We start from the raw sequence: 12575 nt of genomic DNA on the forward strand, positions 1-12575 counted from the left end.
ACGGCTTAGGAAGGCTGCTAACAGCGAACGATTTTTTCTGAAAGGATCCCGGACGTCGCGTTGCGAGTGTCGACTACAAGCTGCGCCTCATCCACTATCTTTTGATAATCATAACTAGAATGGTCGGTCAGGATGACTACGCAGTCATATTGACTAATCTGTTCTAGCGGTACGCATTGCATCTGGAGATCATATTTACGCCCTTTTCCAATCTTTGGGAAGTACGGATCGTTATACACAACTATGGCTCCGCTCTTCTGCAGAGCTTCGATAATCGTAATCGCGGGAGATTCGCGGAGGTCGTCGATGTCTTTTTTGTAGGAAACTCCCAGCACCATAATCTTAGATCCATTCAAAGCCTTACATCGAACATTGAGTGCTTCAGCGATAAACTCGACCATATGGTAGGGCATAGCCATATTGATCTCACCGGCAAGCTCGATAAAGCGCGTCGCAAAATCAAATTCTTTTGCCTTCCATGCAAGATAAAAGGGATCAATGGGGATGCAGTGTCCACCTAGGCCTGGCCCAGGATAGAACGGCTGGAATCCGAACGGCTTGGTTGCGGCAGCCGCTATAACCTCCCAAATATCGATGTTCATTCGCAAGCAAAGGAGCTTCAATTCGTTGACCAGCGCGATATTTACGCAACGATAGATATTCTCGAGCAACTTCGTCATCTCTGCGACAGTCGTGCTTGAGACTGGCACTGTCCGACTGAAGATAGATCCATAGAGTGCCGTAGCAATTTCACTTGCATGGCGGTCGACACCACCGACAATTTTGGGGATTTCATTGCGAGCAACCGTATTGTTTCCGGGATCCTCCCGTTCGGGGGAAAATGCCACAAAGACAACATTGCTGGCTTCGGAATCGTTGCGCGAGACGCGCAGATCCGAGAAGTTCCTTTCCTCCAATAAAGGCACCACGATTTCTTCCGTCGTGCCCGGATACGTCGTGCTCTCGAGTACAACCAATTGACCAGCCTTCAAGTGCGGTGCAATTGACTTCACGGTCTCCGTCACGTAGCTAAGATCGGGCTCGCGATACTCTGTCAATGGAGTGGGAACGCAGATCACAATTGCATCCATCTTGGAGATCCACATGAAATTTGAAGTAGCTCGAAATCCGCGGTCGCTGGCAAGAGCAATTTCCGTTTCAGGAATGCGGCAGATATAAGACCGCAAAGAGACGAGCGTATCAATTTTGGTGCTATCGATATCGAAACCGGTTACCGGGAAGCCTTCTTCGGTGAACAAGAGTGCGAGAGGGAGTCCGACGTATCCCAATCCGATGACACCGATGTTAGCAGTCCTCGATTGAAGCTTGGCGATCGTTACTTCTTTCAGCAGAGTTGCAGAAATTGATTGGTCCGGAATGACTGTATGCATAATATTTCCTACTCATTTCCTACTCATTAAAAAGCTGCGAGAATGGAATTCAGTTCAGCGCATTCAAGACGCGAGAGCGATAATCAGGTAGTAATGACCTGGTCTACTTGTGACCCCTGATAAATGCCAAAAAATTGCGCTACCCGACGATGGATTGTTTCCTGCAGCGGAGAGGTGTCAACTGGCTAATTGCGCTTCAAAAGCATCCATTTCCAGTAAAATTGACCGCTGAATAAGTTCAAGGGAGACAATCAAGCGCATTTTTCCCTTCCGCCTAACAATTCTCCCCTCCACGTTCGCAAAGGGTCCAGACTTAACTCTTATCTGCTTCCCGGCAGTCAGGAACGGATATGGCTCGGCCTTCCAGACCCCCAATATTGACCGCAGTCTTTCAACTTCACCATCAGGGAGAGCAGTCGCGTTTCCATTAAAGCCTACTAATCGAATTAGTCCAGGATGTGAGAGAACCCGTACTTTATCCGTAATGACCATTTTGACAAACACGTAGCCCGGAAATAAAGGAAGCTCAATCTCTACAAGACGGCGATTCCATTTCCGCACTGAAGAGTAAAGAGGCAAATACGTCTCTACATCCTGATGGATGAGGCGATCTGCAATAGATTTTTCATGTCGCGGCAAGGTATAGGCCACATACCAATGTGGTTTCAGTCCTAAATTTTGCATTGTGTCTGTTTGTGTCAAGGCTCCGCCCTTCTTAGCCGCAGGGTGTCCTGGCTAAGTTTAATATATGTAAGCTAGCTATCCGCGGCGACTTTGCCGATTCACTTCGAGTTTAGAACTTCGCCCATCCGCCCAACTAAGCATCGGATCTCAGTTCTACAATCGAAAACCCAAACTAGACATTTCGAAAACATGCGTCGGTGCGGTAACACACATACCCACGCAAAACCTTAAACTCTCAAAAAGAGCAGTAATATGTTCTGCTTAACGTAAGAATCGCACAGCGGATCTGAGGTGGAAGTTATTCGGCAGAGGTGTCGGGCCGATGTTACGTAATGCATTGCACAGACGCTTAGGCGTGCGTCCTGATATGAAATTTATTCAGAATGATCCGTCGCGGCGGAAAGTCCGTTTATCAGGGACGAGAAAATGAATAGGGCGAGTGAGCACCGTCAAGTAATCCTAGTACTCGACGATATCGAGGAGACGCGCTACTTGACGGAGAAGATGCTGGGCAACAATGACTGCTGCATAAGATTGGCGAGAGACGAAGAAGATGCAATTTCGCGAGCTCGTTCCGAATCTCCCGATCTAATCCTAATGAGTTTGGGCCTCGATTTCGAACAACTGCTCGCAACGGCACAACGAATACGCCACAAAGCCGCTTTCGGTGGAGATGTTGCGATTGTCATATTCTGTGTTCCTACGATCCCGGAAGGAGCTGAAATCGAGGTCGATAAGAATGTGTACGCGACAAGGCCCGACAACTTCGACCAACTTAGAGACTTCCTCCATCGCCTTCTTCTTCTTCAACATCATCCCTCTACTTGCTAACTTCGCTTACATGGCTGGCAAGAAATAAACGATCGTATTCATCTTCGACTATCCGATAGCATTCGCAGACCATCATCTCCAGACCTTTCCGGTCGAGGATTGTGATATGACCACGGGAGTAATGGATTAGCTCCATGTCTTGCAGGTGCCCAGCGGCAACGGTTACGCTCTCTCGCCTCCCACCTAGCATGTTTGCGATGTACTCCTGCGTCATTGCGATTTCAGTACCGTTAACTCGATCATGGCATAAAAGAAGCCATCGGCAGAGGCGCTTTTCTACGGAATGGAGACGATTACAGACAGCCGTTTGTGAAATCTGGATAATGAGAGCCTGCGTATAACGCAGCAAGGTATGTTGTAGCGACCCATTACGCGCAAACTCTGCCTGGAGCGATCTAGCGGGTATTCTGATTGCATCCCCAGCGATCTGTGCAACAGCGCGATGTGGAACTGTCCCACCTCCCAAGAACAAAGCGATGCCGACGGCCCCATCATTTCCCGCAAGGGCCATCTCGGCGGTAGAACCGTCGTGCATCGTATAGAGACAGGACACAACACAAGTGGTAGGAAAGTAGACATACTCCAACAAACCACCCGACTCATATAACACGTAACCAAGTGTGAGGGATATATATTGCGTGCTTGGGCAGAGACGTGCACATTCTTCAGCCGAAAGTGATCTCAAAAGATTGTTTTCCAAAAAGTCTTGCCGTTTCGCAGCTCTGAGCATCGAGAACCTCCAACCCAATGCAATAACCTCTGTTGTTGTAGTGGGTAATTTTTTGGGCATAACTCATGTAGTAAAGTTTAGTTATTGCTGCTTGAGCCGTCATTCACCGGGGAGTAGGAGCAAGCCTATCGATAGTTATCGATCACTACCGTAGCCTCCAGATCAGCTACGGTTTAGTTGGGCTGAATCGACACCACTCTATTCCAAAAGTGAGTGCCGTGACTAGAGGTCAAGCATAGAACAACCTAACTTATGACGCTGGGTTACTTGAGTAATATAAGGTAACAATTCAGGTAGTTTTTATAACTATGTGAACTACCACACCGACTCCTATTTGCGAAATGTCTAGGGTGGGTTTTCTGTCCGAGGGAAGCCTTGCAACATGATTGCTTCCTTGAGCAAGTTGTTCGCGAGAGGTATCCGCGATAGTGACAAAATTTGCACCATACTCGCGGAACACTGGTTGGGCCTGCTACGTGGCAATAAATTATCTAAATAGCTGATTATTATGAATTTATCCCAGTATCACACTGCGGTTGAGATAGGCGAAGCCTTGCCTAGAGTGCCGCGCAAGGTGCGACCAAGAAAATCGCGCTCCTATCGCAGACGCCCGCCGGGCGACTGGTTACGCGCTTTCACTGTTGTCTCACAACAGTGGCGCTGGTCAGCTCTGTTCGCCATTATGGTGATTGGGGCGGTCGCGGTGGCAACCCTCGCCATGAAGCCGGTTTATGAGTCTGAGGGGCGCCTGCAGATAGATCCTCCTGGGGCAGCGCTCTTTTCTCTTGATGCGGCAGGTGTAGGGCTTATTGATTCCGAATATATCGCCACTGAAGCACAGAAACTTCAAACGGATGATATGGCACTGGCGACGATTCGTGCACTCCATTTGGATTCTAACCCAGAGATCATGAGTGAAGCGCGAAACAAGCCTTCTATCATCGGTTTTGATCCACTAACGCAGCGCGAAATGGCGGCGCTTCGTAGTTTTAAATCGCGAATCTCAATTCGTCGCGACCCCTCGAGTCGCCTGGTTGGGGTGACCTTTTCCGCGCACGATCCGCGACTTTCAGCAGACGTTGTCAACTCATTGATGAAGCTGATGGTGCAGCAGAACCTCGAGGAACGGAGACAAGCGATCGCAGAGTCGTCGGTATCACTTTCGGGTCACCTTGATGACATCCGGGCGAAGATGGAATCATCCGCACGTGCGCTTGCCGCCTTTGGCGCAAACACTGGGATTGCCGATGTAGATCCGAATTCCAACACATATGCCGAAAAGATTGGTGATCTAAATAAGCAGTTGGTGGAGGCGGAATCCGATCGAATTCGGTTCCAGTCGTTTCTGGCGCCGGTCACTAGCCCTGAATCGCTGCCACAGGTTCGTAATAACTTAGTTGTTCAGGCACTTACTCAGAAGCTCGCTGAATCTGAGGCCCTACTCGCTCAATCACGTGTGATCTATGGGCCGAATCATGCAGAGGTCCGTAAGCTACAGAATCAAGTGAACGAACTGCAGAGCCAGCTTAAAGCGCAGGGTACAGCAATTGTCTCGGAACTCTGGACCAACTATCGTGCTGCAAAAACGCGTGAGGCACTGCTGAGTGGAGAGGTGAAGAGCGCAACCACAGATCTGGCCATTTTGGCGCAGTACAACGTGCTCAAGCGAGAGGCGCAAGCTGACCGGCAACTGTATGACAGCCTCTACGCCAAAATCAAAGAGGCAGGAATCTCTGCGGCATCAAAATCGAACAACATTTACATAGTAAGCCGAGCGCGTGTGCTCGATCATCCGACGCGTCCTCGCAAGGCGCTGAATATCCTGGCGGGAATTTTGGTCGGGTTGATTGGCGGAGTGGCGTTGGCCTTCGTAAAAAATCGGATTCAGGATCGCATTCACACGGCTGATGAAGTTCGTGATTGGACTGGTCTGCCCTCAGTTACAGTTGTGCCTGCTATCCAGCCAGGCCACAATGAAATCGGTATTTGGGGAAGGAATCGAACACAGCTTAGATTGGACTGCAAGAGCGGTGGAAATTATGTCGGACCTAACTGTTTCCTGCTGCAACGTCCTGATTCGCCGGAGTCGGAGGCCGTACATGCACTCCGGACCATGTTGTTCGTATCTCAGACCGAGGATCCACCAAAGGTTGTAGTTATTACTTCCTCTTTACCTGGAGAAGGAAAAACTACCCTAGCGAATAACTTGGCGGTTGCACTAGCAAAACACGGTGGAACTTGTCTGGTTGACGCCGATTTAAAAATGCCCACTGTCGGGGTGAGTTTCAATCTGTATTCTAAAGTTGGTCTCGAGCATTACTTACAGGGATCAGCAACTCTTGATCAGGTGATGTTTCCATCGGCGGATGTCAAAAATCTTACAATCATCCCCTGTACCTTGCCGACCGACCATAGCAACTATCTGTTGACGGGTGGTCCGATCAGATCGCTGATGGTACGTCTGCGCGAACGCTTCGACTTCGTCATTATCGATACCCCCCCCCTTCTGCTTTATGCAGATGGGCTTGCGGTCTCGACCCTCGTGGACGGCGTAATTCTGGTGGGCCGCGCCGGTCAGACTCCTAGAGGAGCCATAACGCGGAGTATGGAATTACTTGGAACGATGAAGTCTGCCCCAATCCTGACTGTTGTTCTGAATGCAGTTGATGAACATCCAGGCTACGGTGCTTATAGTTATTAGCACCATTTCCGTGAATTTCACTCAGAGTGGTAATCCAAACGGCCGCTCAGGCTCCTGCTGACAACATATTTTGTTGATGACATTGTAAGGAGCACGCCATCGTTCGGTGTGAGAGACCTTGCAGGGTAGTTAGGAGGATTTCTTGATCTCCCATATTTCGGCTCAACGCGATCTGCAGGCTTCCGTCGAATGCTCGTTCGCAAACTTTCCATTTCTGGATCTGAAAGCACAGTTCGCGGAGATTCGCAATGACCTAGTCACTGCAGTCACAGGAGTTCTTGAATCTCAACACTTTATTCTAGGCCCTGAGGTCGAGGCGCTCGAGCGTGAAGTAGCCGAATATGTGGGTGCGGAGTTCGCGATCGGATGCGGCTCCGGTTCCGACGCCCTTCTATTAGCCCAGATGGCTCTTGGGATTGAACCGGATGATGAGATTATTACCTCTCCATTCACCTTTGGTGCCACAGCCGGTTCCATCGCGCGCTTGAGGGCTCGTCCAGTGTTTGTGGATATTCATCCGGAAACATTCAACATCGACGAGCGGAAGCTAGAAGCAGCAATTACACCGCGCAGTCGTGCCATTATGCCTATTCACCTATTCGGCCTGCCTGCGAATATGGATGCGGTTCTCGAGATCGCCCGCAAGCACCATCTTGCAGTAATCGAAGATGCTGCTCAGGCCATAGGCGCTCGGTGGAAGCAGAAATACGTTGGCAGTCTAGGAACCTTTGGCTGCTTTAGTTTCTTCCCCTCTAAGAATTTGGGTGGAGCGGGCGACGGTGGACTGGTTACGACAAACGATCAGCAGTTGGCTCAACGCCTGCGCATACTGAGGGTTCACGGCACCGGAAAGAAATACCACTACGATTTGCTGGGAATCAACAGCCGGCTCGATGCACTACAAGCGGCGATCTTGCGGGTCAAACTCCACCATTTGAACAAATGGACCCATCAGCGTCGACGAAATGCCGACCGCTACCGCGATCTGTTTATGGAATACGATTTGACGAAGTGGCTTGTGTTGCCTTGTTCGCAGGAAACCAGCTTTCACGTGTACAACCAGTATTCGATTCGTGCTCCAAGACGTGATGACTTGCAAATATATCTGCGTGATCATGGAATACCGACTGAAGTTTACTATCCAAGCCCTCTTCATGTTGAGCCGGCATTTGCATATCTCGGCCATGGTCCAGGAGACTTTCCAAACGCGGAGCAAGCCTGTCAGGAGGCGCTTTCATTGCCAATTTATCCAGAGCTTACATTTGACCAGCAACGCGCGGTTGTTATGACTATCTCGCAGTTTTATCAACGCGAGACCTCGAACATAAGTACAGAGTGATATTGGTTAGAAGGAGAAACAATGCTTCCAAAGATTGCTGTCATCGGAAATGGATACTGGGGAAGAAATTTGGTGCGAAATTTTCATGCTCTTGGCGTGCTAGCGTGCGTCTGTGATTCACGCGCCGAAGCCCTGGAAGATGCGCATGTACAGTTTGGCGTGGATACCTGCTCCTCGTTTGAAACGCTCCTGAGCAACCCCGAGATTCAAGGCGTGGCAATCGCAGCACCTGCTGTACAGCATTACCAACTAGCTAAAGAATTTATGCTGGCAGGCAAGGATGTGTATGTGGAGAAGCCACTCGCTCTCCTTGTAGATCAGGGACAGGAACTCGCTAGTATCGCGGAAAATGAACATCGCATTCTCATGGTGGGACATATTCTCCAATATCATCCGGCAATTCTTAAGCTCAAGGAACTGCTTGGCTCAGGGGAGCTAGGTCGAATTCAGTACATTTACTCGTCGCGGCTCAACTGGGGGAAGCTTCGAATAGAGGAGAATATTCTGTGGAGCTTTGCTCCGCATGATATCTCTGCCATCCTCTATCTTTTAGACGAGAAGCCCGTCGGTGTATCTGCCACTGGCGGCTCCTACATTAATCCGCAAATCTATGATACGACACTGGCAGCTTGTGAGTTTCAAAGTGGAGTGAAGGCCCACATCTTCGTAAGTTGGCTTCACCCGTTCAAGGAACAGAGGATGGTCATTGTTGGCGAGCAGAAGACAGCCGTCTTCGATGATATAGAAAAAGAGCGCAAACTTGTTCTCTATCCGCATCGTATCGACTGGGTGAATCGCCTACCGGCTGCTAGCAAGGACGAAGGGCAGGTGCTGGTCCTTCCAACAGTGGAACCCCTTAGAAAGGAATGTGAGCACTTCATCGAAAGCATGGTCACCCGGATAAAACCGCGAACCGATGCCAGAGAAGGCGTTAGGGTGCTTCAGGTATTGGATGCTTGTGAGCGGTCGTTGCACGCGCAAGGCAGATTGGTCAAGTTCCATGAATCTCCACTGAAGTATTTCGCCGATCCAACTGCAGTTATTGAAAGTGGCTGTGAAATTGGTCCCGGCAGCAAGATATGGCACTTCAGCCATATAATGGCCGGCTCCCGGATCGGGTGTAACTGTAATCTCGGGCAAAACGTCGTGATCAGCCCAACAGTCGTAATCGGCGACCGAGTAAAGATCCAGAATAACGTCTCTGTATATACCGGTGTGGAGCTTGAGGATGACGTCTTCTGTGGCCCGTCCATGGTCTTCACAAATGTGATAAATCCCCGCAGTCACGTCGAACGCAAACACGAGTATAGGCGAACCCTTGTGAAACGAGGGGCTTCCATCGGCGCCAATGCGACCATTGTCTGTGGCGTAACGTTGGGCCAGCATTGCTTTGTGGCCGCCGGCGCCGTAGTCACTCACGATGTACCAGACTATGGGCTGGTGATGGGGGTTCCCGCAACTTTGGCTGGCTGGGTATGCGTTTGTGGAGTTAGTTTGTCTGGAGCAGGTGAAGTAACATGCAGCGATTGTGGGCGTGATTATCATATCGACGTCCACTGTTGTCGAGAGGTAATCCACACCTCCGTTTTTGCGGCGTGAACCAAATTGCACATTCTAACTGAACTAACGTCCCGAATTGGAGCGTTATTATGAAGGATAACTGGATTCCTTTTCATCGTCCATCGATCGGCCCAGAGGAATTACTGGCCGTACGTGAAGTTCTTGAATCTCGCTGGTTGACTACGGGACCAGTCACTCAGCAGTTTGAGCGCGAGTTTGCGGAATTTGTAGACTGCAAATATGCGGTGGCAGTAAATTCGTGTACAGCCGCTCTCCATTTAGCACTCGATTCGATAGGTATAACTGCCGGGGACGAAGTATTAGTGCCTAGTTACACCTTCGCTGCGACGGCTGAGGTCGTGGTCTACCTAGGAGCGCGACCGGTACTTTGCGACAGTCTGCCGGGTGGCTTCAATATTGATCCCGCAGATGCCTCTAGCCGTATCACACCTAAAACACGCGCCATCATTGCTGTGCACATAGCAGGTGAACCTTGCAATTTAGAGGCGCTTCGTCAGCTTGCGGAGCGTCATTCTATCCACCTGATTGAAGATGCGGCGCATGCCCTTCCGGCCAGCTATGCCGGGCGGCGCGTTGGGTCAATTTCAGAACTCACTGCATTCAGTTTTTACGCAACTAAGACAATCACTACCGGCGAGGGGGGGATGCTAACCACTAACGATGAGACACGTGCTAGGCGAGCATCAATGATGCGATTGCACGGCATAAGTGGCGATGCGTGGAAGCGATATTCCAATCAGGGCTCATGGTATTACGAAATTGTCGATGCGGGATTAAAAGCGAACATGCCTGACTTGCTCGCAGCATTAGGATTGGCGCAGCTAAAAAAGGCGGAGGCGTTCCACCTGCGTCGCCGAGAAATTGCTGACCTCTATTTGCGAAGACTATCCCGTATAGAGGAGTTGGAAATGCCGCCTACGGGAGACGTGAATGTCACGCATTCCTGGCATCTCTTCATATTGCGGCTTCGACCCGAAATGCTTGCAACGGGCCGCAATGATTTGATCCATCAATTAAAACAAGCAGGCGTCGGCACAAGTGTTCATTTTATACCTCTGCACCTGCATCCATATTACCGGGAGCGGTATGGATATCGTTCTGGCGACTTCCCAAATGCGGAGGACGCGTTCACACGCTGTGTCTCTCTACCAATATATCCAGATATGAACGAGGCGGATGTGGAGAGGGTGACAGCCTCGGTCGAACAATTTGTTCAGAAGAACTGCCGACGTATGTCTATCTGTGCTTCTTAGGGTCGGAGGTTGTGTGCTCGCTAACATTTACACGCCGTTAGAGTCGATTGTTGGGTCAAACTGGTACACATCCCGTAGAAGACGATGGATAGATATCGTTGCCGCTGCTCTTGGTTTGGTTCTGCTGTTACCGGCGATCTTCGTGATATCCCTAGCTATCCTAATCAGCTCAGGTAAACCAATTCTTTTCGTGCAAAAACGGGTAGGCCGCTACGGCCAGGAGTTTGCTTTGCTGAAGTTCCGCACCATGAAAATCACCATGTACAGTGGACCCGGGTTAACTCGCGATGGCGATTCCCGTGTAACCGGTATAGGACGCTGGCTACGAAAAAGAAAACTTGATGAGTTACCGCAACTGATCAATGTGCTGAAAGGGGAAATGACCTTGGTTGGCCCGAGACCTGATCTAGAGCAATTCTGGTCGCAAGCCAGGACAGAAGATCGGCGGGTTCTTGAATTGACTCCTGGTTTGACAGGAGCCGCAAGTCTTGCATTCAGTGACGAAGAACAACTACTGGCGCAGGTTCCGGCAGAATGCCTAGCATCGTTCTATCTTCAGCAAGTCCTTCCACAGAAGGCGAGGCTTGACAGTGAGTACGCTGCGCGGGCGACGTTCCGAAGCGACTGTGGCATTCTGCTTCAGACAGTGTTCCTACCAATGTTTCAGCGGTACCGTACTCAGAGAAATATCAGCGAAACGGAAATCAATGTACAGATTTCCAGATAATAAACAATTTGCATTTTACGATTCTCGATGATACCGATTTGAGTACCGTCGAAAATGTCAGGCCTATATATCGCCTGCTTGGAGAGCTAGGCATGAGGACAACGAAATCGGTCTGGCCACTAGCAAGTGTTCCCGATGGACGTCAGGGTGGCTCTAGTCTTCAGGAAGATAATTATCTTAAATTCGTTCTCGACCTGAAAGAGCTAGGCTTTGAAATCTCGTTGCACAATGTGCGCAATCATGACTCAACGCCCGAAATAACCAAACAGGGATTGGAGGAATTTCGACAGTCGCTCGGTCGCTGCCCCCGTGTTCATGCCAATCATTTCTATAAATCGCGACAACATATACTGGGGATCTGCACGTTTCAGCAGGCTGCGACTTCTATATTCAGCTGGTACGGCGTTGCATGACAGACACATTTTTGAGGGGCACGATTCTGGCACTCCGTTTTCTGGTGTGATCTATGCCGCGGCACAGTAGATTATGTTCGCAATGTTGTCTTTAGAGAAATCAACCTGGATCGGATAAATCCCACGATGCCATATCACGATCAAGCGCGGCCCTTCGTTAATTATTGGTTTAGCAGTTGCAGGGAGGGAATGCGGCAAGCTTCTGTGAAACGCTTTCTGAATCGAACCAGGATCGCCTCGAAGCGGAAGGAGGTGTATGTATCATGTACGCGCACTTTGCTTGTGGCTTCGTCAAGGATGGCATCGTCCATGCGAGGACCGAGGAGCTGTTGCGCAGACTTGCAGCTCGGAATGGTTGGTTCGTGCCGGTCTCGACCCTACTTGCTTTCTTCGCGTCGAACGATCTGCCACGAGTATTCCTGTGCCGGAGCTCGCTTCGATGGAACAATGCAGCCGATTTGTGAAGCATTGGTTTAACCGCGAAGGAATGTGACCAGTGTGTGCGAATCGATATGTTACGCCAATCTTGATCGTCTAGAGGGGCAAGTAATGTTTGTCACAAGCCTACGACGCTGGATTGAAAACTTTGGGAAACACGCAAGGTCCAGGGTTATTGACGGTAAGACGTATCGCATCGTACACCTGACCTCTGCTCACCCTGCGCTGGACGGGCGCATTTTTCATAAAGAATGCCGATCGCTCGCACGCGCGGGTTACGAGGTTATGCAAGTGGGGAACTACGATCTCAACGGCATCGTTGACGGAGTCAGGCTGCGGGGATTGGGCTCGAGTAAGGATCGATTTCAGAGATTCACCAGTAGACTGTTTTCTATTTGCCGAGAGGCGTTTCGGGTCGACGGTGATCTGTACCACGTCCATGATCCAGACTTGCTCCTCGTAGGTCTAGTGCTCCGCGCTGCGGGCA

Annotated in this window: 9 protein-coding genes; 6 read left to right on the forward strand and 3 right to left on the reverse strand. The window is 50.1% G+C overall.

Translation table 11 applies throughout. The annotated features are described in order from the left end of the window. Window positions 1–17: 17 nt before the first annotated feature. The 3 genes from BDD14_RS01020 to BDD14_RS01035 all read right to left on the reverse strand — a co-directional run bounded on the left by BDD14_RS01020 (window position 18) and on the right by BDD14_RS01035 (window position 3636). Window positions 18–1391: a nucleotide sugar dehydrogenase gene (locus BDD14_RS01020; protein WP_130417191.1), complete on the reverse strand. Its 1374-nt coding sequence runs from the start codon at window positions 1389–1391 to the stop codon at window positions 18–20. A gap of 177 nt (window positions 1392–1568) precedes the next feature. Next, window positions 1569–2093 carry a transcription termination/antitermination protein NusG gene (gene nusG / locus BDD14_RS01025; RefSeq protein ID WP_130417192.1) on the reverse strand — a complete coding sequence of 175 codons (525 nt, stop codon included), beginning with the start codon at window positions 2091–2093 and terminating at the stop codon, window positions 1569–1571. A gap of 802 nt (window positions 2094–2895) precedes the next feature. Continuing rightward, the gene (locus BDD14_RS01035) at window positions 2896–3636 is read right to left on the reverse strand and encodes a Crp/Fnr family transcriptional regulator (protein ID WP_130422556.1); all 741 of its coding nucleotides are present in this window, start codon (window positions 3634–3636) and stop codon (window positions 2896–2898) included. 508 nt (window positions 3637–4144) lie between these two features. On the opposite strand from BDD14_RS01035, the gene BDD14_RS01040 reads away from it, so the two are divergent. From BDD14_RS01040 to BDD14_RS01065, 6 genes are all read left to right on the forward strand, one after another. Continuing rightward, window positions 4145–6337, forward strand: a complete 2193-nt coding sequence (locus BDD14_RS01040; RefSeq protein ID WP_130417194.1) for a GumC family protein — start codon at window positions 4145–4147, stop codon at window positions 6335–6337. A gap of 142 nt (window positions 6338–6479) precedes the next feature. Then, on the forward strand, window positions 6480–7676 hold the full coding sequence (locus BDD14_RS01045) for a DegT/DnrJ/EryC1/StrS family aminotransferase (protein WP_207231656.1): 1197 nt from the start codon (window positions 6480–6482) through the stop codon (window positions 7674–7676). Window positions 7677–7697: 21 nt separating this feature from the next. Continuing rightward, window positions 7698–9275 carry a Gfo/Idh/MocA family oxidoreductase gene (locus tag BDD14_RS33645; protein ID WP_130417195.1) on the forward strand — a complete coding sequence of 526 codons (1578 nt, stop codon included), beginning with the start codon at window positions 7698–7700 and terminating at the stop codon, window positions 9273–9275. A gap of 50 nt (window positions 9276–9325) precedes the next feature. Beyond that, window positions 9326–10510: a DegT/DnrJ/EryC1/StrS family aminotransferase gene (locus tag BDD14_RS01055; RefSeq protein ID WP_130417196.1), complete on the forward strand. Its 1185-nt coding sequence runs from the start codon at window positions 9326–9328 to the stop codon at window positions 10508–10510. Between the two features lie 13 nt (window positions 10511–10523). Then, window positions 10524–11237 carry a sugar transferase gene (locus BDD14_RS01060; protein ID WP_165419853.1) on the forward strand — a complete coding sequence of 238 codons (714 nt, stop codon included), beginning with the start codon at window positions 10524–10526 and terminating at the stop codon, window positions 11235–11237. Between the two features lie 92 nt (window positions 11238–11329). Then, a complete protein-coding gene (locus BDD14_RS01065; RefSeq protein ID WP_130417198.1) occupies window positions 11330–11650 on the forward strand; it encodes a hypothetical protein in 321 nt (106 codons plus the stop codon). The last annotated feature ends 925 nt before the right edge of the window (window positions 11651–12575 follow it).

This window comes from Edaphobacter modestus (assembly GCF_004217555.1).
Taxonomy (GTDB): Bacteria; Acidobacteriota; Terriglobia; order Terriglobales; family Acidobacteriaceae; genus Edaphobacter; species Edaphobacter modestus.

Bases quoted from the DNA above. Each gene is read 5' to 3' on its own strand.
- BDD14_RS01040 (WP_130417194.1), top strand. From the start codon at position 4,145: ATGAATTTATCCCAGTATCACACTGCGGTTGAGATAGGCGAAGCCTTG.
- BDD14_RS01020 (WP_130417191.1), bottom strand. From the start codon at position 1,391: ATGCATACAGTCATTCCGGACCAATCAATTTCTGCAACTCTGCTGAAA.
- BDD14_RS33645 (WP_130417195.1), top strand. From the start codon at position 7,698: ATGCTTCCAAAGATTGCTGTCATCGGAAATGGATACTGGGGAAGAAAT.
- BDD14_RS01055 (WP_130417196.1), top strand. From the start codon at position 9,326: ATGAAGGATAACTGGATTCCTTTTCATCGTCCATCGATCGGCCCAGAG.
- BDD14_RS01065 (WP_130417198.1), top strand. From the start codon at position 11,330: ATGAGGACAACGAAATCGGTCTGGCCACTAGCAAGTGTTCCCGATGGA.
- BDD14_RS01035 (WP_130422556.1), bottom strand. From the start codon at position 3,636: ATGCTCAGAGCTGCGAAACGGCAAGACTTTTTGGAAAACAATCTTTTG.